The sequence below is a fragment of the Cupriavidus sp. 2KB_3 genome, from assembly GCF_052115685.1.
In the GTDB taxonomy this organism is placed as follows: Bacteria; Pseudomonadota; Gammaproteobacteria; order Burkholderiales; family Burkholderiaceae; genus Cupriavidus; species Cupriavidus campinensis.
The window spans coordinates 1-22,394 of the sequence record NZ_JBFRHD010000038.1 but is presented as its reverse complement, the minus strand read 5'-3'; the positions used below and the strand labels follow the sequence as shown (position 1 = coordinate 22,394).

Annotated in this window: 17 protein-coding genes and 1 pseudogene; 7 read left to right on the top strand and 11 right to left on the bottom strand. The window is 67.3% G+C overall.

All coding sequences use genetic code 11. The features are described from left to right. Both AB4120_RS27345 and sctR read right to left on the bottom strand, forming a co-directional pair. A pseudogene (locus tag AB4120_RS27345) lies at positions 1–485 on the bottom strand (hypothetical protein); the annotation flags it as partial. A gap of 446 nt (positions 486–931) precedes the next feature. Then, complete coding sequence (gene sctR, locus AB4120_RS27340; RefSeq protein WP_144194996.1) at positions 932–1,591, bottom strand: type III secretion system export apparatus subunit SctR; 660 nt, start codon at positions 1,589–1,591, stop codon at positions 932–934. Positions 1,592–1,633: 42 nt separating this feature from the next. Between sctR and AB4120_RS27335 the strand changes: the two genes are divergently transcribed. The 3 genes from AB4120_RS27335 to AB4120_RS27325 all read left to right on the top strand — a co-directional run bounded on the left by AB4120_RS27335 (position 1,634) and on the right by AB4120_RS27325 (position 5,366). After that, complete coding sequence (locus tag AB4120_RS27335) at positions 1,634–3,679, top strand: LWXIA domain-containing protein (protein ID WP_441643094.1); 2,046 nt, start codon at positions 1,634–1,636, stop codon at positions 3,677–3,679. 88 nt (positions 3,680–3,767) lie between these two features. After that, a complete protein-coding gene (locus tag AB4120_RS27330) occupies positions 3,768–4,523 on the top strand; it encodes a sulfite exporter TauE/SafE family protein (protein WP_149135850.1) in 756 nt (251 codons plus the stop codon). A 297-nt stretch (positions 4,524–4,820) separates the two neighbouring features. Next, positions 4,821–5,366 carry an RcnB family protein gene (locus AB4120_RS27325; protein WP_441643093.1) on the top strand — a complete coding sequence of 182 codons (546 nt, stop codon included), beginning with the start codon at positions 4,821–4,823 and terminating at the stop codon, positions 5,364–5,366. A gap of 84 nt (positions 5,367–5,450) precedes the next feature. Here AB4120_RS27325 and AB4120_RS27320 read toward each other — a convergent pair whose 3' ends face one another. From AB4120_RS27320 to AB4120_RS27285, 8 genes are all read right to left on the bottom strand, one after another. Beyond that, positions 5,451–6,953, bottom strand: coding sequence for a Fic family protein (locus AB4120_RS27320; protein ID WP_149137507.1), 1,503 nt, complete (start codon positions 6,951–6,953; stop codon positions 5,451–5,453). Positions 6,954–7,183: 230 nt separating this feature from the next. Further along, positions 7,184–8,074, bottom strand: coding sequence for a 50S ribosomal protein L3 N(5)-glutamine methyltransferase (gene prmB, locus AB4120_RS27315; RefSeq protein WP_441643092.1), 891 nt, complete (start codon positions 8,072–8,074; stop codon positions 7,184–7,186). A 60-nt stretch (positions 8,075–8,134) separates the two neighbouring features. Next, positions 8,135–9,286, bottom strand: coding sequence for a succinyl-diaminopimelate desuccinylase (dapE, locus tag AB4120_RS27310; protein ID WP_441643091.1), 1,152 nt, complete (start codon positions 9,284–9,286; stop codon positions 8,135–8,137). A 21-nt stretch (positions 9,287–9,307) separates the two neighbouring features. Continuing rightward, positions 9,308–9,655 (bottom strand): arsenate reductase, encoded by a 348-nt coding sequence (locus AB4120_RS27305; protein ID WP_149135852.1) that lies wholly within the window; start codon positions 9,653–9,655, stop codon positions 9,308–9,310. Between the two features lie 5 nt (positions 9,656–9,660). Continuing rightward, positions 9,661–10,020, bottom strand: coding sequence for a hypothetical protein (locus tag AB4120_RS27300; protein WP_262389588.1), 360 nt, complete (start codon positions 10,018–10,020; stop codon positions 9,661–9,663). A gap of 105 nt (positions 10,021–10,125) precedes the next feature. Then, positions 10,126–10,953, bottom strand: a complete 828-nt coding sequence (dapD, locus tag AB4120_RS27295) for a 2,3,4,5-tetrahydropyridine-2,6-dicarboxylate N-succinyltransferase (RefSeq protein WP_441643090.1) — start codon at positions 10,951–10,953, stop codon at positions 10,126–10,128. A gap of 56 nt (positions 10,954–11,009) precedes the next feature. Then, positions 11,010–12,215, bottom strand: a complete 1,206-nt coding sequence (dapC, locus tag AB4120_RS27290; protein WP_441643089.1) for a succinyldiaminopimelate transaminase — start codon at positions 12,213–12,215, stop codon at positions 11,010–11,012. Positions 12,216–12,290: 75 nt separating this feature from the next. Then, entirely contained in the window at positions 12,291–13,130 is an 840-nt protein-coding gene (locus tag AB4120_RS27285) for a ferritin-like domain-containing protein (protein WP_441643088.1), read from the bottom strand. Positions 13,131–13,580: 450 nt separating this feature from the next. On the opposite strand from AB4120_RS27285, the gene smc reads away from it, so the two are divergent. The 4 genes from smc to def are packed head-to-tail and all read left to right on the top strand — an operon-like array spanning position 13,581 to position 21,157. After that, positions 13,581–17,096, top strand: coding sequence for a chromosome segregation protein SMC (smc, locus tag AB4120_RS27280; RefSeq protein ID WP_144195045.1), 3,516 nt, complete (start codon positions 13,581–13,583; stop codon positions 17,094–17,096). A gap of 1 nt (position 17,097) precedes the next feature. Beyond that, positions 17,098–18,462: a cell division protein ZipA C-terminal FtsZ-binding domain-containing protein gene (locus AB4120_RS27275; RefSeq protein WP_441643087.1), complete on the top strand. Its 1,365-nt coding sequence runs from the start codon at positions 17,098–17,100 to the stop codon at positions 18,460–18,462. An 11-nt stretch (positions 18,463–18,473) separates the two neighbouring features. Then, positions 18,474–20,627, top strand: coding sequence for an NAD-dependent DNA ligase LigA (ligA, locus tag AB4120_RS27270; RefSeq protein ID WP_149135857.1), 2,154 nt, complete (start codon positions 18,474–18,476; stop codon positions 20,625–20,627). Then, entirely contained in the window at positions 20,624–21,157 is a 534-nt protein-coding gene (def, locus tag AB4120_RS27265) for a peptide deformylase (protein ID WP_144195051.1), read from the top strand. The genes ligA and def overlap by 4 nt, the downstream gene beginning before the upstream one ends. Before the next feature lie 49 nt (positions 21,158–21,206). On the opposite strand, the gene AB4120_RS27260 is transcribed toward def, so the two are convergent. After that, a partial coding sequence (locus tag AB4120_RS27260; protein WP_441643086.1) for a pseudouridine synthase occupies positions 21,207–22,394 on the bottom strand: 1,188 nt, incomplete at its 5' end.

The window sequence follows — 22,394 nt, the reverse complement described above, 5'->3', positions numbered from 1 at the left end:
GTCACGCCGCGAAACACCTTGCCGTCTGCGGTTTCTATCCGGTAGGGGATGTGCGGCAAACTCTCCCCGCTGTGCTCGTCCTTCAGCGTGAACTGCTCGTCGTAGAGTCCTGGTGGCTTCGGCAGGGGCTGCCTGGCCTCGCGCAGGCTGTAGTCCCAGTCAGACATCCAACACTGCGTGCGGAACGCAAGCTGTGGATGTTTGCTCCGCAGCCGGAAGGAAAACTGGGGGCCATTGAAGTCATGCCGACACAGGATCGGCCTGAAGGTCTCGGGGATGGTCTGGCGCCGGTAGACGCGGCTGGCCTGCGTGAGGCGCAGGTGCGCAACGAAGGGATCCAGCCGCTCCACGGCCTTAAAGGAGACGACTGAAAGCCCGGCGGCGCTCGCCGCGCCGGGCACCTCCAGAGAATAGGTCTGTCGCCCGGTCAGCCCCTCGCGCAGCGCGCCACCGTAAGCCTTCAGTTCTTCCGCGAGATCCGCCATACCTTTGCGCTCCGTTGTCAGCGTGATAAAGCCTGCTGCAAGGACCGCGCATCGTGCAGCGAGCCTTGCGCGCTGCACGATAAACGCATTTCTACGAGGCGGAAATCCGCTGGCTCTGGTAACTCAGGGGAGTTTGATTAGGGCCCAACATCCATGGAGATTCAGGGTTCCTCTATATATAGATATCGCTGTGCGTGCTAGCGAGGGCGGCGGCATGCGCCGGAATCGGAAATCGGCCAGTTGCCGATCGGACACCGATCGCAGACATTGTCACCACGCGATGCGCTGCCTAGGTCGGCTGGATGGTTCCCTCCGTCCCGCAGCACGCGCGGGGCAGTGTCACGGTGAAAACCGTGCTCCCGGAGGCCGCCGACGAGGCGGCATCGACACTTCCGCCGTGCAAGGCGCCATTGGTCACCGGTCTCGGTCAGGCGTTTCGCCACCCATTACCGATACGACAGCACCAGCCCCTGTATCAACTGCGTCCAGCCTTCCAGCATCACGAACAGCAGCAGCTTGAACGGCACCGAGATGGTGGTCGGGGCGATCATCGACATACCCAGCGCGAGCAGGATGGCGGCGACGATCAGGTCCACCACCACGAACACAAGATAGACCACGAAGCCGATCTGGAACGCGCGCGTGAGTTCGGAGAGCGTGAAGCTCGGGATCAGCACCATCATGTCGTCCGGCTTGAGGTCCTCGGCGCGGCCCTCGGGCCAGATCCGCTTGGCCGATTGGACGAAGAAGGTGCGGTTGCGTTCCTCGGTGTGCTTCACCAGGAACGCCTTCAGCGGCCCGCTTACGGCGTCGTAGACCACCACCACGTCCCCCACGTTGAACGCGGCGTTGGACTCGGCGCGGCGCTTCATGGCATCGAACGCGTCAGAGCCGATCGGCGCCATGATGTAGGCGGTCAGGATGATGGCGATGCCGTTCAGCACCATGTTGGGCGGCACCTGTTGCAGCCCCAGCGCGGCGCGCAGCAACCCGAACACGATCACGAGCTTGGTGTAGCTGGTCACCATCAGTGCCACGAACGGCGCCACGCCGAAGGCGAGGATGACGGTGAGGATCAGTACCGGATTGTAGAGGCCGTTGTTCATGCGTCGCCTGCCGCGAAGGTCGCCACGCGTACGCCGAGCCGGTTGGACCTGGCCACCTATCTGGGGCCGCGGCTCGGGGGCGGCGGCGCCAAGACCGTGTTCGCGCTGGGCCGCGACAAGGCCGTGGGCATCGCCAATGACGAGATGACCGGCTTCATGGTGCAGGGCGAGCGCGAGGCGCTGCGCACGGCCGCCGGGCTTGGCTTCAACACGCTGAAGACCTTCGGCCCCGACGAGATGACGGTCTCCGGCCGGCCCGCCGTGGTCTACGAGCGATACGCGGCCAGCTCCCGCGACCTGTTCGGCGACAAGGCCATGCACGGGGTGCCCGATCCGCGCACCGGGCTGCTCAACGGCAAGTCCCTGCGCGACCTCGACGATATCCTGGACACTATGGCGGACCGCCATGTCTACCTGGGCGACGTGGAGTTCAGCATCCACCCGGATGGCACCGTCAAGGTGGCGGACCTGACCCACGTGGAGCTGAAGGTGGATGCCACGCAGGGCAGCGCCCATGCCGACATCGTCGCCCGCATGCGCGACGTGGCGCGTGCCAACGAGGCCGCCGGGCAGGGCGGTGCGGCCCAGCGGCGCACCATCACGCATGGTGACGCCCCCAAGGCGGGCGAGAATGGCCCGCGCCCGTGGAAGATGGCCAAGACGATGACCGTGTCCACGGTGGGCACCTTCGCGCTCGGCACGCTGGCTGGCGTGGCGACGTCGGCGGCGCACGTGAACCCGGTGCTCAGCAGCGCGACCTGCTTTATCTACCGGGGCAGCGTGGCGGCGGGCCGGACCCTGCACACCCTGCGGATCAACGCTCGGGCGGCGGACCCCACGCCGGCCAACATCGCCTATCTGCGCAGCCGGCTGCACGGCCGCTCCGCCGATGCGTGGGGCATCCACGCCAAGGACCAGGACGTCTTCAAGACGGCCGTGGACACACTCGAAGCCCACGCCCACGGTGCGAAGAAGGACGCCCCGGACCGCGCCACGCAGATCCAGGACGCGCAGGCGACCATCAAGACCGTCGGCACCAGGCTGCTGAACCCCGATACCGTGCCGGGCCGGCTCAACGACACGGCGCAGATTGGCACGCTGGCGGTCAACAACAGCAACACGGCGATCTGGTTCATGCAGCACCATCTGCCGGCGGACAACCCGCTGACCTACAGCAACGCGGCGTTCCTGGCATCGAATACGGTGCTGAGCACGCTGAATATCGGCACGCGGCTTGGGCACCACCTGGGCGGCAAACCCACGGTGCTGCTGTCTGCCCAGATGCGCAAGTTCGTGATGAACGGGTACGCGCTTGGCACGATTCCGCTGGCCGTGGCCGATGCCATGAACACGCCGGGCGTGGTGGGCATGATCGAGGCGGCCGGCATTACCGTGTTCGGGGTGGGCGCGCACCTGCAGTCGCGCGTGGACCGGAACGCGGTGGTGGGCGAGAAGAACCGGCTGGCGCTGGCGCAGGACCCCAAGACCGGGCTGCTGCCGGCCCAGGGCTGGGCGGAGGGGAAATGGAATGTCTTCGGCCGGGCCATGCCGCGCGGGCTGGTGCTGCTGGGGGCGGGCGTCATCGTCAACTTCGTCGCCAAGATTGCCGTGGAGCTGAGCAAGGATGACGACAAGGACCGGACGCCGGCGCCGGGTGGGACGCCTACTGTGACGCCGACTGTGACGCCGACTGTGACGCCGACTGTGACGCCAGGCTCCACCCCGGACGCCTCGCCATCGCCTTCGCCATCCCCCTCGGGCACGCAGCCGCCCGTCGAGACGCCGCCGGGCAAGACCCAGCCGGAGACGCCGCCGAGGACGCGGCCCACGGCGCCGGAGACCGTGCGCGTGCAGCCGTACCGGCGCGGCAACGAGGCCGTCTCGACGCTCTGGGGCATCTCCCGCGCGCACCTGGACACGCTGCTCTCCGACGAGCAGAAGGCCGAGGCGCGCGAGAAGGCCCTGCCGCCGGACGCCCAGGTGGCCGACTTCGCGCTCCGCGAGTTGATCAATCTCAATCCGAAGTACAAGCTGGCGGAGAACCCCGGGCATATCGAGCCGGGCTGGGAGTTCGACGTGACCCGATAGGGTGAGGAGGGGCGCGCGAGGGATGTGGCGGGTGGCGACGACGTTACAATGCCGCTTCCCCTTGCCCCCAAAGCCTCCAAGCCCCCTCATGTCCGTCGATCCGGTCGTCATCCTCATTGCCCTCGGCGCAGCCGTTGCCGGGTTTGTCCAGGGCCTGTCCGGGTTCGCGTTCGGCATGGTCGCCATGTCGTTCTGGGCATGGGGGGTGGATCCGCGCATGGCGTCGGCCATGTCGGTGTTCGGCGCGCTCACCGGGCAGCTGCTGGCCGCGTTCACGGTCCGCCGCAAGTTTCATCTGGCCACCGTGCTGCCGTTCCTGATCGGCGGGGCGGTCGGCATCCCGATCGGGGTGTCGATTCTGCCCAAGCTCGACATCCATCTGTTCAAGCTCTGCCTCGGCATCATCCTGGTGATCTGGTGCCCGATCATGCTGTTTTCGTCCAGGCTGCCGCCCATCCGCCACGGCGGGCGGCTGGCCGACGCCGTGGTCGGCGGAATCGGCGGCATCCTCGGTGGCATCGGCGGGTTCACGGGCATCGCCCCCACGCTCTGGTGCACGCTGCGCGGCTACGACAAGGACACCCAGCGCGTGGTGATCCAGAACTTCAACCTCGGCGCCTTGATGGTGACGATGGCCGTCTATATCGGTACCGGCATCGTCACCCGGGACATGCTGCCGATGTTCGCCATCGTCGCGCCCGCCATGCTGATTCCTACGCTGCTCGGCACGCGGGTCTATGTGGGGATCAGCGACATCATGTTCCGCCGCATCGTGCTGACCCTGCTCACGGGCTCGGGCGCGGCCATGCTGGCGTCATCGGTGCCGCAGCTGCTCACCCGCTGACCCGCCGCACTGGCGCGCCACACTGGCGCGCCGCAGCATGCCCACCTCCCGCTCCCCGGCGGCGGGGTGGCAGTTGCTACATGCACGCGCCGTTTTTACCGGTTGCCGTGCGGAAAATGCATATCGCCGCGCGACGCCGGCTCCATTCGGCAAGCCATTGAAATCATTGGAAAAAAACCGCTGTGTGCAGAAGGTTGGGCGGGTATTTGACGGTGCGGGCCCCGCAATTGCTACTAAGCTGGTCTGTGGGCTGCCCGCGCCCGGGCGGCCTGACGTTCCATCTGTGAGGAGATCACGATGAAAACGAAGTTGTTAATACCCTCCCTGGTGGCGGCAGGCATGCTGGCCGCACCATTCGCGATGGCGCAGCAGGGCCAGGGCCAGATGCCCGGCCAGACCCAGCCATCCGGCCCGACTCCCATGCCCGCACCGGGCCAGGCCGGCGCGATGCCGCCTTCGGCCACGCCAATGCCGCCTGCCTCCCAAGGCAAGCAGCCATACGGCACCCCGCCTCAGGGCCGCGGCATGTCCCAAGGCTCTCAAGGTCAAGGGATGCCGCAGGGGTCTCAAGGCATGCCGCCCCGCGGCTCGGATTCCATGGGCAGCCCGGGCCGCTCCGGCTCGGCGCCGATGGGTGCGCAGTCGCCGTACGCGCCGCAGAAGTGGAACAAGGGTGACAAGCTGCCGACGGAATTCCGAGACCGTCAGTACGTCATCGACAAGTACAAGGACTACAACCTGCCCGCACCGCGCAAGGGCTATCACTGGGTCGGCGTGGGTGCCGATTACTACCAGGTGTCGTCCAACGGGACGATCTACTCGGTGGGTCCGGGAGGCGGCTGAGCGGGGTGGTCTGCTAATGAGTAAACGGCAAAAAGTAGGTTGCATCGACCGGGCACGCGGGCTACACGCCGGCGTGCCCGTTTTTCATGGCGCGACCGGATCGGACTCGTCCGAAAAGAACACTTCCTTGACGGCGGCCTCGATGGCGTCGAATGCGGCCGGCTGCACGCGCAGGGCCAGTTGCTTGCGCCAGCGGTTGGACACGCGGCCCTTCTCGCGGAAGCAGCTCGAAACCAGCGTGGCGAGGTCCGCATTGCGGATGTCGAACTGCGCATCCACGCGCCTGGCCACTTCGTCGTAGCCGATCAGGAAGCGCGTTTCGGCTTCCAGGTCGTGCTCCAGGGCCTCCCGCACCATGCGCACGCCGAATTCCACACACGCGGTGGCATCCCAGTAGCGATAGGGTGTGGACCCGGCGCCGGTCTCGCAATCGAACTGTTGATCGCCCAGCACCCGCACCCGCCAGAGCGCGCGTACCGGCTTGGAGAAGCTTTCCAGCGCGGCGAGGTAGTCGGCTTCATGCCGCTTGATGGCCACCGAGACCGGCAGCAGGAAGCCCTTGGCCATCTTGCCCGAGCGGCACAGCGCGTGGTGGATCAGGAAGCGCGATAGCCGCCCGTTGCCGTCCATGAACGGGTGGATGAAGACGAACCAGAACGACACCACGCTCGCCACGATCAGCGGGTCTACGTTGGCCGGCGGGTGGTTGGCGAAGTCTTCCAGGGCCTGCATCAGGCCGGGCACGTCGTCCGGCACCGGCGGCACGTAGGTGACGGACGCCGGCCCGTTGCCGCCCCGGCGCAGCCAGTTCTGCTCGGTGCGGTACTGCATCGCCTGATCGAACGGGTTGGAGATGACGTCGTTCTGGAGCTCGGTCAGGTATTCCTCGCTCAACGGGCGCCTTTCATGCGCGTGGCGCAGCAACTGGACGAAGCGTTCGGACTTGTCCTGCGTGGCGCTCTCCCGCTCGATTTCGAACGAACTGTCGGTCTCGCTCAGGTAGGCCCAGTGCAGCGCGCGGTCCAGGATGTCCGGGCCGACCGAGGCGATAAAGGCGTCCATGCGCGCGAAGACGTCCATGTCGAGGATCGACTGGATCGTCTCGGTGCGGCGCACGGTGACGCAGTAGTCCAGCTCGCCCAGCCCGTTGAAGCGCACGCGCCAGCGCGGATGGAGCTTGCCCGGCGCGGCGGTGTAGTAGCGCGCCGGGTCGAACAGATTGACGTAGGGCACCTTGTCGGAGAGGGTGGGCGTGAGCGTGTTGCCGGTGAAGTGCTCCCACAGCATGGCCGCGATGCGCGCGAAGCGGCTGGTGGGGTGCAGGTCCAGCTCGGCCTGCATTTCCGCCTGCGGCACCTGGGGCAGCGCCTGGGACAGGATGGCGAGGTCCACGCCCTCGTGCTTGATGGCGAACAGCGTATGGGCGAGGAGCGGAGCGTCGTCGGGCGGCGCCACCTTGCGCGGGAACAGGATGGCATCCGGCATCTCGAGGATGCGCGTCGTGGCACCCGAGCGTGCCTCGCGGGTGACGGGCACCAAGGGCGACTTGAGCTGGTCCCGAACCCACGCATAGCCAACCTGCCGCATATGATGCACGCCATCCCTCCAATGTGATCGATAAGACACAACAAAATTCGCGCTAAACGCACAAATTTTATATTTGGAGGCCAGGTTGTCTACTTTTTTTTAGGGAGGGCGCGAAAAACGTAGAAAAGCGGTCGTTTCGCGGCCCCGCCGCCCACCAAATTCGCGCTGAACGAACCGAATTTATATTTCGGCCGCATTTTCCACACAAAATTTTAGGGCGACGCAGGATTTCAGTCCGGAAGTGCGTCGTAAGTCACCAAAAACACTTGCTCGTCGCCGGCGCTCACCGGGAGCCAGATGATGTCCAGGTCGGGGAAGGCCGCCTCGACGTTCGCCTGCTCATTGCCGATCTCGACCACCAGCACGCCGCCCGGATTGAGCCGCTGCTTCGCGCCGGCGATGATCCGGCGCACGATGTCCATGCCATCGTCGCCCCCGGCCAGCGCAATGCGCGGTTCGGCCAGGTACTCCGGCGGCAGTTCGCGCATCGACTGCTCGTTGACGTACGGCGGATTGGTCAGGATGACATCGTAGGTGGCGCCGGACGGCAGCGGCGCGTACAGATCGCCTTCATATAGCGCGATGCGCTCGCCCATCTTGTAGTCGGCCACGTTGCGGCGCGCCACGGCCAGGGCGTCGGGGGAGATGTCCACGGCGTCGATCCGGACGTTCGGCCAGACATGCGCGGCGATGATCGGCAGGCAGCCCGAGCCGGTGCAGAGTTCCAGCGCGGTGGTGATGCCGTCGGTCTCGCCCAGCCACGGCTCCAGGCCTTCCTGGAGCAATTCGCCGATAAAGCTGCGCGGCACGATCACGCGGGAGTCCACGTAGAAGCGCAGGCCATGCATGAACGCCTCATGCGTGATGTAGGCGGCCGGCACGCGCTCGGTCACGCGGCGCTCGATCACGTCGAGCACGGATTGCACTTCCTCGGGCAGCAGGCGGGCGTCCAGGAACGGGTCGAGCGTGTCGAGCGGCAGGTTCAGCGTATGCAGCACCAGGTAGGCCGCTTCATCGTAGGCATTGGCGCTGCCGTGGCCGAAGGACAGCTTGGCGGCGGTGAAGCGCGAGACCGCCAGGCGCAGCAGGTCGCGGACGGTTTGCAGGGGGGAAGAGGCCATGGGAGACACCACAATAAGGATAAGAAAGGGGGCCGCCAGGGCCCCCGTCGTCGCTGCCGGTCAGGCGATCAGCCGTTCCAGCACGCCGCGGTAGACATTCTTCAACGGCTCGATGAAGCGCACTTCCACATGTTCGTCGATCTTGTGGATGCTCGCGTTGGGCGGGCCGAACTCGATCACCTGCGGGCAGATCTTGGCAATGAAGCGCCCATCGGATGTGCCGCCAGTCGTCGACAGCTCGGTATTGACGCCCATCTCGGCCGCGATGGCGGCGCTCAGCGCGTCGGACAGGTCGCCGCGCGGGGTCAGGAACGGTTCGCCGCCCAGTGTCCAGTCGAGCGTGTACTCAAGCCCGTGCTGGTCGAGGATGGCATGCACGCGCGCCTTCAGGCCGTCCGGCGTGCTCGCCGTGGAGAAGCGGAAATTGAAGTCGATGGTCACGTGGCCCGGAATCACGTTGGTCGCGCCGGTGCCGCCGTGGATATTCGACATCTGCCAGGTGGTGGGCGGGAAGTACTCGTTGCCCTGGTCCCAGGTCTCGCCCACCAGCGCGGCCAGCGCCGGCGCAGCCAGGTGGATCGGGTTACGGGCCAGGTGCGGATAGGCGATATGCCCCTGCACGCCCTTGACCGTGAGCTTGCCGGACAGCGAGCCGCGCCGGCCGTTCTTGACCATGTCGCCGAGGGTGTCCACCGAGGTCGGCTCGCCGACCACGCAGTAGTCCAGCCGCTCGCCGCGCGCCTTGAGGGCCTCCACCACCTTCACCGTGCCGTCGTGCGCGGGGCCTTCCTCGTCGCTGGTGATCAGGAAGGCGATGGAGCCGGCGTGGGCCGGATGCTTGGCCACGAATTCCTCCACGGCGACCACGAAGCCTGCGATGGAGGTCTTCATGTCCGCCGCGCCCCGGCCGTAGAGCTTGCCGTCGCGGTGGGTGGGCTGGAACGGGTCCGACTGCCACTGGTCCACCGGGCCGGTGGGCACTACGTCGGTATGGCCGGCGAAGGCCAGCAGCTTGCCTGCCGTGCCCGCCGTGCCACGCTTCACTGCCCACAGGTTGGTCACACGGAAGTCGTCGGGGCCGCTGACGAGGTTTTCGCACACGAAGCCGAGGGCCTTCAGGCGGGATTCCAGCACGGCCTGGCAGCCTTCGTCAGCGGGCGTGACGGAGCGGCGGCGGATCAGGTCTTCGGTCAGGGCGAGGGTGGGGTTCATGTGCGGTGGCGGCAGGAAAATTCAGAAAAACGCGGCGTAGCCGTCGGCGGAAAAACCCACGCTGACCTGGCCGTTGCGGTCCAGCACGGGCCGCTTGATCAGGGACGGGCTGGTCTGCATCAGCGCGATGGCGCCGGTTTCAGTGTCGGCACGAGCCTTGTCCGCGTCCGACAGCGCGCGGTAGGTGGTGCCCTTCTTGTTCAGCAGCGTGGCCAGCGGCACGTGCTTGAGCCAGGCGCGCAGCAGCTTCTCGTCCACGCCTTGCTTCTTGAAGTCGTGGAACGTATACGGCACGCCGTTCGTGTCGAGCCAGGTGCGTGCCTTCTTGACGGTGTCGCAGTTCGGAATGCCGTAGAGCAGGACAGTCATGGTGATTATCGGAACAGCAGGTTGAGGGCGATGACCAGCCCGCCCAGGCCCAGCGCCACGCCGGTCATGGCCACGGCGGTCATCAGCCGCAGGCGGCGGTCCAGCCGGGCGGCTTCCTTGCGCAGCGCCTCGATGGTGATGGCGTGCTGCTCGGCCAGCAGCTTCACGGCCTCGGCCTGCTGCATGGCGGCCATCTCCAGCTCGGCGATGCGGGCGGCGGGGTCGCGCGGCTCCATCGTGCCGCCGGTGTCCGGTTCGTCCTTGCGGCGGCCCTTCTTGATCTTCTCGATGGTCTTGTTGGCCTGGTCGAGGATGGTAGGGAGCAGGGAGAGCACGGTGCTGACAGTGGCGGGGTCTAGGGCCATGAGTCGCTTGCGGAGGGAAGGCATGGGCGAATCGGTTCGCCGCCGGCCATCATTGACGATGACGGCCCGGCGGCGTTGCGGCGGCGTTGCGGCAGCTTGCGTGGATCAGTCGCCGCGCAGCAGGTCGTTCAGGCTGGTCTTGGCGCGGGTTTGCGCGTCCACCTTCTTCACGATCACGGCGCAGTACAGGCTGTACTTGCCATCCTTGGACGGCAGGTTGCCGGCCACCACGACCGAACCGGCCGGCACGCGGCCATAGTGGATCTCGCCGGTTTCGCGGTCATAGATCTTGGTCGACTGGCCCAGGTACACGCCCATTGAGATCACCGAGTTCTCTTCCACGATCACGCCTTCCACCACTTCCGAGCGCGCGCCGATGAAGCAGTTGTCCTCGATGATCACCGGGTTGGCCTGCAGCGGCTCCAGCACGCCGCCGATGCCCACGCCGCCCGACAGGTGGACGTTCTTGCCGATCTGCGCGCACGAACCCACGGTGGCCCAGGTATCGACCATCGTGCCTTCATCCACATAGGCGCCGATGTTCACGTACGACGGCATCAGCACGGCGTTCTTGGCGATGAACGAACCACGGCGGGCCACGGCGGGCGGCACCACGCGGAAGCCAGCGCGGGCGAAGTCGTCGCCGGTCCAGTTGGCGAACTTGGTCGGCACCTTGTCGTAGAACTGCGCAAAGCCACCAGCGGCCATCGGCGCGTTGTCTTCCAGGCGGAACGAGAGCAGCACGGCCTTCTTGATCCACTGGTTGACGACCCAGTCGCGTCCGTGCTTTTCGGCCACGCGCAGGGCGCCGGCGTCCAGCTGGGCGATCACGTTGGCCACCGCCTCGCGGATGTCGTTCGGGGCGGACTTGGGCGACAGGCTGGCGCGGTCTTCCCACGCCTGGTCGATCAGGGCTTGCAGTGCTTGCGTCATGGTCGTTTCTTTAGTGGTGATTGTTCAGGTAAAAATATTGGTCCGCCGGGAAGGGGTCAGCGCCCGCCCAGCGACTTGCAGAATTCGACGATCCGGCGCGCGCCTTCCACGCACTCGTCCGGCGTGGCCACCAGGGCCATCCGCACGCGGTTCTTGCCCGGGTTCACGCCATGGGCGTCACGCGCCAGGTAGCTGCCGGGCAGCACGGCCACGTTCTGCTCGGCCAGCAGCCGCACGGCGAACTCGGTATCGGACAGCCCGGTGCGCGAGACATCGGCCCAGAGATAGAAGGCGGCATCCGGAAGTGACACATCAAGCACTTCCGCCAGCATCGGCGTGACGGCGCTGAATTTCTTCACGTAGGCCGCGCGGTTCTCGCGCACATGGGCCTCGTCGTTCCACGCGGCCACGCTGGCCGCCTGCACGGCCGGGTTCATGGCCGCGCCGTGGTAGGTACGGTATAGCAGGAATTTCTTCAGAATGGCCGGGTCACCCGCCACGAAGCCCGAGCGCAGGCCCGGCACGTTGGAGCGCTTGGAGAGGCTCGAGAACATGACCAGCCGCTCGAAGCCGCGGCCCAGCTTGTGGGCGGCTTCCAGCGCGCCCAGCGGCGGGTTGGCTTCGTCGAAATAGATCTCGGAATAGCACTCATCCGAGGCGATCACGAAGCCGTGGCGATCAGAGAGTTCGAACAGCTGCTTCCAGTCCGTCAGCGACATCACGGCGCCCGTGGGGTTGCCGGGCGAGCAGACGTACAGCAACTGCACGTCCTGCCAGGTCTCGGCGCCGATCTGGTCGAACGCGGGCGCGAAGTTGCGCGCCGGGTCGCTGTTGGCGAACACCGGCTTGGCGCCGGCCAGCAGCGTGGCGCCTTCGTAGATCTGGTAGAACGGGTTCGGGCACAGCACCAGCGGGTTGGGGCGGCTGGCGTCCACCACGGTCTGGGCGAAGGCGAACAGCGCCTCGCGAGAGCCCGTCACGGGCAGGACTTCAGTAGCGGCGTCAACCTTCGGCAGGCCGTAGCGGCGCTCCAGCCAGCCGGCGATGCCCTGGCGCAGCGCGTCAGTGCCGGCGGTGCTCGGGTAGCTGGCCAGCCCGGCCAGCGACGCGGTCATCGCCTGCTTGATGAATTCGGGGGTTGGATGCTTGGGCTCGCCAATGCCGAAGCTGATGGCCGGCTTGTCGGCGGGTTTGACGTCCGCCACCAGCACGCGCAGTTTCTCGAAAGGATAGGTCTGGAGCAGGTCGAGGCGCGGATTCACGGTGGCAGGCAGGCGGGGCGGTTGAAACCCGGCATTATAAAGGAATGCCGCCGCCGCCCCGCGTGCCGGCTTCGCTTAATAAAGCATCACCCGCGAGACCGTGGCCACCAGGGGGCGGCGAATGAACCGCTCCAGCCCGGCGTGCAGGTGCAGCGGACGCAACAGCATCTTGACGGTCATCTCGAGCGGCAGGTTCCGGCGCACCACGGCGCTGCACTGGGAGTTCAGCGCGCGCACGTCCTGCTCCGGCACGTCTTCCTGGTTGCGCTCCACCCGCAGCACGTTGCGCAGCGCGATCTCGGCATCCTCGTTCTTGATTTCGAGCAAACGCCGCGCCAGCGCGCCCAGCACCCGGGCGCGCCCGATCCGCTCCTGCCCGTTCAAGGCATTGAAATAACGAAAGAAATGCTTGTAGTGGCGCACTTCGTCGTTGGCGATTCGGCGCGTCAGGTCGCGCAGCACCGGCTCGTCGCTGGCCTGCTCCAGGGCACGGTAGTAGGTGGCCGTGCCGGTCTCCACCACGCAACGCGCCGCCATCTCCAGCGCGTGCGACCGCTCGAAATTGTCGATCGAGCAGGTCAGGCTGTATTCGTCGAAGAAGCGCTGGTAGCCGCGTGGCCAGTCGAATTCCGGCCAGACGTGCTCCACGTAGCGGCGCAGCGCGAAACCGTGCTGCAGTTCCTCGGATTCCCAGTGCCGGGCCAGCCACGTGGCGGCCTCCGGCACGTGGGCGTAGTAGGTGGCGAGGTTGCCCGCGTAGGTGTCGGAGCCGCTCTCGATAAAGGAGGCCGCGGCGAGCAGATAGAACAGCGTGCGGTTGTCGCGCACCTTTTCCACGTCGATGGACGCGTAGTCGATGTCGGACACGGACCAGGGCAGGTCGTCCTGTTCCGGGGTCGCTGGGGTTGCGGTCATGCACGGATCTCCAGGCAAATCGCGACCTGCAGGCGGCGTGTGACGGCCGGATGACGGTCGAGCGGCGGGGAGGGCGCTTCACTCCGGAGGGGCTCCGGGGTCACGCCGGCATTCCAAGAGACTAGCACTAACCCTAGGAAGTTTCCGCTGGATTTGTCGCGCGGGCGTCGCATCACGGTGTTGCGGGCACGCAGCATCCACCTCGAAACCGCTTGCATGAATAGACGCAACTCGCGGAAAAGCAAGGATTTTCTGGGTCGGGAATGAGGCGTCGGAAACGACGCCAATCGGGCGAGAAAGCGGCCGGACGAACGGTGCGCGATGGTATGATTACCGCCAATCTATCGGGCCCCAATGGGTCGCATGAGACGTCGACGTCACGTCACGTCGAGCGCCTCCGGGGCAGCCCGGCTTTTCCAACATTCGTAACGCCCAAACCACACGACAACCGTGCGACTGTCCTCGATCAAGCTGGCGGGCTTCAAGTCCTTCGTCGATCCCACCAATTTTCAAGTGCCCGGCCAACTGGTCGGCATCGTCGGTCCCAACGGCTGCGGCAAATCCAACATCATCGACGCCGTGCGTTGGGTGCTGGGTGAGTCACGCGCGTCCGAACTGCGTGGCGAATCCATGCAGGACGTGATCTTCAACGGTTCCACCGCGCGCAAGCAGGCCGGACGCGCCAGCGTGGAACTGGTCTTCGACAACGCCGAAGGCCGCGCCGCCGGCCAGTGGAGCCAGTACGCCGAAGTGGCCGTCAAGCGCGTGCTGACCCGCGACGGCACCTCCTCGTACTACATCAACAACCAGCCGGTGCGCCGGCGCGACATCCAGGACATCTTCCTGGGCACCGGCCTGGGGCCGCGCGCCTACGCCATCATCGGGCAGGGCATGATCTCGCGCATCATCGAGGCCAAGCCCGATGACATGCGGATTTTCCTGGAAGAGGCCGCCGGCGTATCCAAGTACAAGGAACGCCGCCGCGAGACCGAAAACCGCCTGGGCGACACGCGCGAGAACCTGACCCGCGTGGAAGACATCCTGCGCGAACTCGGCGCCAACCTCGACAAGCTCGAAGGCCAGGCCGAGGTAGCCCAGCGCTTCAAGACCCTGCAGGCCGACGGCGAGGAAAAGCAGCAACTGCTGTGGCTGCTGCGCAAGCGCGAGGCCCAGGCCGAGCAGGAGCGCCACGCGCGCGCCATCGAGCAGGCCCAGATCGACCTGGAAGCCCAGACCGCCCAGCTGCGCCACGTGGAAGCCGAGCTGGAGACGATGCGCGCGGCGCACTACGCCGCATCGGACGGCATGCACGCCGCCCAGGGCGCGCTGTACGAGGCCAATTCCGAAGTCAGCAAGCTCGAGGCCGAGATCCGCTATGTGGTGGAGTCGCGCAACCGCGTGCAGGCGCAGATCGCCGCCCTGACCACCCAGCGCGAGCAATGGCAGGGCAAGGCCGAGCAGGCCACCGAGGAACTGGCCCAGGCCGAGGAAAACCTGGCCCTGTCCGAGGCCCGCACCATCGAGGCGCAGGACGCCGTGGCGCAGAAGTCCGACGAACTGCCGACGCTGGAAGGCCAGTGGCGCGACGCCCAGCAACTGCTGAACGAGCAGCGCGCCGGCATCATGCAGGCCGAGCAGACGCTGAAGCTCGAGGCCGCCCAGCAGCGCAGCGCCGACCAGATGCTCCAGCAGCTGGAGCAGCGCAAGGAACGCCTGTCGCTGGAAGACAAGGGGCTCGACCGCCCCGACGAGACCCGGCTGGAAGAACAACGCGGCGAGCTGGCCGAGCAGGAAGCGATGCTCGAGGAAGCCCAGGCCGTGCTGATGGACAGCGAGGACCGCGTGCCGCGCCTGGACGCCGAGCGCCGCAGCGCGCAGGAGCGCGTGCAGAGCGAAGCCGCCGCCATCGCTGCGCTGGAAGCCCGCCTGTCCGCGCTGCGCCAGTTGCAGGAAAACGTGCAGACCGAGGGCAAGGTCCAGCCGTGGCTGGAGCGCCATGGCCTGGCCGAGCTCCCGCGCCTGTGGAAGAAGGTGCATATCGAGCCGGGCTGGGAAAACGCGCTCGAATCCGTGCTGCGCGAGAAGTTGGCCGCACTGGAAGTGTCCAATCTGGACTGGGTCAAGGCCTTCCTGTCCGATGCGCCGCCCGCCAAGCTCGCGTTCTACTCGCCGCCGTCCGCCGCGCGGCCTGTGGAAGCGCCGGCCGGGCTGCGCCCGCTGATGTCGCTGGTGCAGATCACCGAGCCGGGCATCCGCGCCGTCATGCAGGACTGGCTGGCCGATATCTACACCGCCACCGACATGGCGCAGGCACTGGCCGGGCGCGGCACGCTGCCCGAAGGTGCGCAGTTCGTCGTCGCCGAAGGCCACCTGGTGGGCCGCAACGCGATCCAGATCTACGCCGCCGATTCCGAGCAGGCCGGCATGCTGGCCCGCGAACAGGAAATCGAAAACCTGCAGAAGCAGGCGCGCGCGCAGATGCTGCTGTCGGACGAGGCCAAGACCCAGGCCGTGCGCGCGGAGTCGGCCTACACCCAGGCCAGCCAGGCGCTGGCCGAGGCCCGCACCCGTGCCGAGCAGGCCACGCGGCGCGTGCACACGCTCCAGATGGACGTGCTCAAGCTGTCGCAGGCGATGGAGCGTTTCTCCGCCCGGAGCGGCCAGATCCGCGAGGAACTGGCGGAGATCGAGGCCCAGATCGAGGAACAGCGCGCCGTGCGCGCCGAGTCCGAGGCGACCTTCGAGCAGCACGACACCCAGCTGGCCGAGATGCAGGCGGCCCACGAAGACCACCAGATGGCCTTCGAGGCGCTGGACGGCAAGCTGACCGGCGCGCGCCAGCAGTTGCGCGATTTCGAACGGGCCGCGCAGGAGGCGGTGTTCGCCGAGCGCAACCTGTCCGGCCGCATCGACGAGCTGCGCCGCAACATCCAGATGGCGGCGGACCAGTCCGAGCGGATCGCCGAATCGCTGGAAAACGCACGCGTCGAACTCGAAACCATCAACGAGCAGACTGCCCACACCGGCCTGCAAGAGGCGCTGGAAGTGCGCGCCGAGAAGGAAGAGAAGCTGTCGGCGGCGCGCATCGAGCTGGACGCGCTGTCGGCACAGCTGCGCCAGTTCGACGAACAGCGCCTGGCCGCCGAGCGCAGCCTGCAGCCGCTGCGCGACCGCATCACCGAGTTGCAGCTCAAGGAGCAGGCCGCGCGCCTGAACCAGGAGCAGTTCACCGAGCAGCTGACCACCGCCCAGGTAGACGAAGTGGCGCTGGCCGAGAAGCTGACCGGCGACCTGAAGCCGTCCTACCTGCAGGGCGAAGTCACGCGCATCAACAATGCGATCAACGCGCTGGGCCCGGTCAACATGGCCGCGCTCGATGAACTGTCCGCCGCGCGCGAGCGCAAGACCTTCCTCGACGCCCAGTCGGCCGACCTGAACGACGCCATCAACACGCTCGAGGACGCCATTGCCAAGATCGACCAGGAAACGCGCGCGCTGCTGCAAGGCACGTTCGACCAGGTCAACCATCATTTCGGCGAACTGTTCCCGCAGTTGTTCGGCGGCGGCCAGGCGCGCCTGATCATGACCGGCGAGGAAATCCTCGATGCCGGCGTGCAGGTGATGGCCCAGCCCCCGGGCAAGAAGAACTCGACGATTCACCTGCTCTCCGGCGGCGAGAAGGCGCTGACCGCGATTGCGCTGGTGTTCGCGATGTTCCAGCTGAACCCGGCGCCATTCTGCCTGCTGGACGAGGTGGACGCGCCGCTCGACGATGCCAATACCGAGCGCTACGCCAACATGGTGGCGCGCATGTCCGACAAGACCCAGTTCGTGTTTATTTCTCACAACAAGATTGCGATGGAGATGGCCCACCAGCTGATCGGCGTGACCATGCAGGAGCAAGGCGTGTCGCGGATCGTGGCGGTGGATATGGATGCAGCAGTGTCTATGGCGGAGGCCGCTTGAGATGGAACTGCAAAACGCTCTGATCATCGCGGGTGTCATCCTGTTGCTGTTGCTGGTGGCGTACAACCGCTGGCAGATTCACAAGGCGCGCCGCGTGCGGCCGCTGATGCCCGAAGACGACCTGCCGCCCATGCGCGAGCCGGTGGTGGGCAAGACCGTGCATCCCGAGACGGCCGCCAAGCTGCAGGAGCTGCCGCCCGAGCACAGTACGCGGCGCGAGCCCACGCTGGGCGAGGCCGGCAAAGTGGCCAGGCCCGAGGTGAAGCCGGCCGCCCGCCAGGAATCGAACCACGACGCCGAGGTGGCCGAGGTGGCCACCGCCGCCGCGCATGCGGCCGCCGGTTCGGCAGATGCCGACGAGATCGTTGCCGACGAAGTGGCCGTGGCGGCATCGCCCGCCATGGCGCAGCCTGCCAGCCGTGACGAGCAAGCCGACGAGGACGGCGCTCAGACCCAGACCGCTACCATGGCGGCGCCGGCCCCGAACCCCGCCGCCCCGGAGGCCGCCCTCGCTGCGATGGACGGGCAGCCGGCGCAGGCCGTGATCGACCCGCTGATCGACTGCATCGTGCCAATCCACCTTGAGCGCAAGGCGTCCGGCGACCGCATCCTGCCGCTGACGGGCCGGCTGCGCCGCGCCGGCACCAAGCAGGTCCATATCGAGGGCCTGCGCGCCGAGGCCAACGCCTGGGAGCCGGTGACCGCCGGCCACCAATACGAAGACATCCAGGTCGCCGTGCAGTTGGCCAACCGTAGCGGCCCGCTGAACGCGTTGGAGTTCTCCGAGTTCGTCAACGCCGTGGAGGCGCTGGCCGAGGCGCTCGATGCGTCGGCGGAGCTCCCCGACATGACCGAGACCGTCGCCAATGCCCGGGAGCTGGACGGCTTTGCTGCCGGCGCCGACGTGCAACTGGGCGTGAACGTGATTTCCGATGGCGCGCCCTGGTCGGCAGCCTACGTGCAGACCGTGGCCACGCAGGACGGGCTGGTGCTGTCCCGCGACGGCACGCGCTTCATCCGCTATGAACCGGGCGCCGATGGCGTGCAGAAGCCGCTGTTCACGCTCCAGTTCGGCGACACGAACTTCCTGCGCGACGACCTGACCGTCAACGCCGGCCGCCAGATCACGCTGCTGCTGGACGTGCCGCAGGCCGCGCAGGCGGTCAAGCCGTTCAAGACCGTGTGCGAGTACGGCTACAGCCTGGCCCAGCGCATGGGCGCCCAGCTTGTGGACGACAACATGCGGCCGCTGACCGAGGCATCGTTCGTGGCGATCTTCGCCCAACTCGAAAAGCTGTACGAGAAGCTTGAGGCGCGCGGCATGCCCGCCGGCTCATCGGCGGCCCAGCGCCTGTTCAGCCTGTAAGGAAGCCTGCCATGACCGCCAAGACTCAAGGCGCGCAGGCTCCGGCCTCCGCGCCCGCCGGTGCGTTGCCGGCCGATGCCGCCGCTACCGCGCGCGTGCAATGGCTGCGCGATGAACTCGAACGCCACGCCTACCAGTACTACGTGCTCGATGACCCGTCGATTCCGGACGCCGAGTACGACGCGCTGTTCAGCGAACTCCAGGCGCTGGAGACCGAGCATCCCGACCTGCTGACCGACGACTCGCCCACGCAGCGCGTGGGCGGTGCGCCGTTGTCCGCGTTCGATTCCGTGCGGCATCGCGTGCCGATGCTGTCGCTGAACAATGGCTTCGCCGACGAGGATGTCGTCAATTTCGACCGCCGCTGCGCCCAGGGGCTGGGCCGGACCGCCGCCGCGCCCGCGCCAGCTGACGACCTGTTCAGCGCCGCCGAGGCGACCGATCAGGCCGTGGAATACGCCTGCGAACTGAAGTTCGACGGCCTGGCGATGTCGCTGCGCTACGAGGACGGCAAGCTCGTGCAGGCCGCCACGCGCGGCGACGGCGAGACCGGCGAGGACGTGACCGCCAACGTGCGGACCATCAAGGCGATTCCGCTAAAGCTGCGCGGCAAGGCGCCGGCCGTGCTGGAAGTGCGCGGCGAGGTCTTCATGTACCGCGCCGAATTCGACAAGCTCAATGAACGCCAGGCCGAGGCCGGCGAGAAGACCTTCGTCAATCCGCGCAACGCCGCCGCCGGCAGCCTGCGGCAGCTGGACCCGCGCATCACGGCCAAGCGCCCGCTGTCCTTCTTCGCCTACGGGATTGGCGAGTTGCAGGGCGCGGAGCGCCCCGCCACCCACAGCGTGATGCTCGACGGCTTTGCCGGGCTGGGCCTGCCGGTCTGCGCCGAGCGTCAGGTGGTGAAGGGTGCGCAGGGCCTGTTGGCCTTCTATCGCGATATTGGGGCGCGCCGCGACCAGTTGCCGTACGACATCGACGGCGTGGTCTACAAGGTCAACGCGATTGCCGAGCAGGAGCAGCTTGGCTTCGTCTCGCGCGCGCCGCGCTTTGCGCTGGCGCACAAGTTCCCGGCGCAGGAGATGACCACGACCGTCGAGGACATCGAGGTGCAGGTGGGCCGCACCGGCGCCATCACGCCCGTGGCACGGCTCGCGCCGGTGTTCGTGGGCGGCGTGACCGTGACCAACGCCACGCTCCACAACGAGGACGAGATCCGCCGGAAGGATGTGCATATCGGCGACACGGTGATCGTGCGCCGTGCCGGCGACGTGATTCCCGAGGTGGTGGCCGTGGTGCTGGAACGGCGCCCGGCCGACGCGCGCGCGTTTGTCATGCCGACCACCTGCCCGGTGTGCGGCTCGCACGTGGAGCGCCTGGAGGACGAGGCTATCGCCCGCTGTACGGGTGGCCTGATCTGCGCCGCGCAGCGCAAGCAGGCCCTGCTGCACTTTGCCCAGCGCCGCGCAATGGACATCGAGGGCCTGGGCGACAAGGTGGTGGAGCAACTGGTCGACCAGGGCATCGTCCGCACGCCGGCTGATCTCTTCAAGCTCGGCGTGGCCAAGCTGGCCGCGCTGGACCGGATGGCCGACAAGTCGGCGACGAACCTCGTGGCGGCCATCGACAAGTCGCGTAGCACCACGCTGAACCGCTTTATCTTCGCGCTGGGCATCCGCCACGTGGGCGAGGCGACGGCCAAGGATCTTGCCAAGCACTTTGGCAAGCTGGACAACCTGCTGGCCGCCGACGAGGCCGCGTTGCTCGAAGTGAACGACGTTGGGCCGGTGGTGGCGCAGTCGATCGCCAACTTCCTGGGCGAGCCACACAATGTGGAGGTGGTCGAGCAGCTGCGCGCCGCCGGCGTACACTGGCCGGAGAGCGAGCCCGCCGCCCGCGCGCCGCTGCCGCTGGCCGGCAAGACCTTCGTGCTGACCGGCACGCTGCCGACACTCTCGCGTGAGGACGCCAAGGAGCGACTGGAAGCGGCCGGCGCCAAGGTGGCTGGCTCGGTGTCGAAGAAGACCGACTACGTGGTGGCCGGTGCCGAGGCCGGCAGCAAGCTTGAGAAGGCGCAGGCGCTTGGCGTGGCGGTGATCGACGAGGATGGCATGCTGGCGCTGCTGGCGGACGCCACGGGCGCACAACCGGAGGACGCGCAATGATCCGTGACATTCTGAAGATGGGAGATCCGCGCCTGACGCAGGTGGCGCGGCCCGTGACCGCGTTCAACACGCCCGAGCTGCGCGTGCTGATCGACGATATGTTCGACACCATGGAACACGCCAACGGCGCCGGCCTGGCCGCGCCGCAGATCGGTGTGGACCTGCAGGTGGTGATCTTCGGCTTCGACAGCAATCCGCGCTACCCCGACGCGCCGATGGTGCCGAAGACGGTGCTGATCAATCCGGTGCTGGAACCGCTCTCCGACGAGATGGAAGAGGGCTGGGAAGGGTGCCTGTCGGTACCGGGGCTGCGTGGCGTGGTGCCGCGCCATGCCCGGTTGAAGTATTCGGGATTCGACCCGATGGGGAACCGGATCGAGCGGGTGGCCGATGGCTTCCATGCCCGCGTGGTGCAGCACGAGTGCGACCACCTGATCGGCGTGCTGTACCCGATGCGGGTGAAGGACTTCACGCGCTTCGGCTTCACCGAGGTGCTGTTCCCGGACCTGCCGGCGAACTACGACGACTGAGGCGGCGGCCTCCCTCACCGCTTGCCGGCGAGGGAGGCACCACCTGGCGTCAGAACTTCTCGAACGCGCCCAGGAAGCGCCACTGGCCCGGCGGCAGATCGCCCAGCACCACGCGGCCCATGCGCACGCGCTTCAGGCCCACCACGCGCAGTCCCACCTGCTCGCACATGCGGCGAATCTGGCGCTTGCGGCCTTCGCGCAGCACAAAGCGCAGCTGCTCCTCGTTCTGCCAGCTCACCTTGGCCGGCTTGAGCGGCACGCCATCGAGCGAGAGGCCGTGACGCAGCCGCTCGATCTCATCCGCCGGGAACACGGCGCTGATATTGCGCTCGACCGGACCTTCCGGCGATTCCCAGACCACGCGCACCAGGTATTCCTTCTCCACATTCGAGTCGTCGCCGATCAGCGCCCGCGCTACACGGCCGTCCTGCGTCAGCACCAGCAGGCCGGTGGAGTCGATATCGAGACGGCCAGCCGGCGCGAGGTTCTTGCGTTGCCACGGCTGGAAGCGCTTGCGGGTGGGGTCTTCGGCCCACTGGTTCTCGGGCGCGAACAGCACGGCGGCCGGCTCGTAGCCGTCCTCGGCCTGGCCTGAGACGTAGCCGACAGGCTTGTTGATCAGCACGGTCACGCGCTCGCCCTGTTCGGAACGGGCGGCCTGCAGGATCTCGATCTCGGCGTCGGGGCGGACGCGCGAACCCAGTTCGGTCACGGCCTTGCCGTCCACCAGCACCCAGCCACGCGGGATCCACTCGTCAGCCTCGCGGCGCGAGCAGAGGCCCAGTTCGGACATGCGCTTGGACAGGCGGATGAGACCGTCGTCATTGGCCTCCGCCTGCTGCCGGACCGGCTCGCGTGCCTCGGCGCGCGGTGCCGGACGCTCGGTACGGACCGGACGCGCACGGTCGGCGGTGTCGCTGAAGCGGCGGGCCGGCGCGGCAGGGCGGCGCGTGTCATCGCCATCGGCACGGCGCTGGGGCGGACGGCGCTCGTCATCGCCATAACGGCGTGGCGGGCGGGCTTCGTCGTCACCGAAACGGCGCGGACGCGGGGCGCCACGATCGTCATTGCCGAAGCTGCGCTGGGGCGGACGGCGGTCGTCGCCGCCGAAGCCACCGCGTTGCGGCGGACGGCGCTCGTCATCGCCATAACGGCGCGGCGGGCGGGCTTCGTCGTCACCGAAACGGCGGGGACGCGGCGCGCCGCGATCGTCATTGCCGAAGCTGCGCTGGGGCGG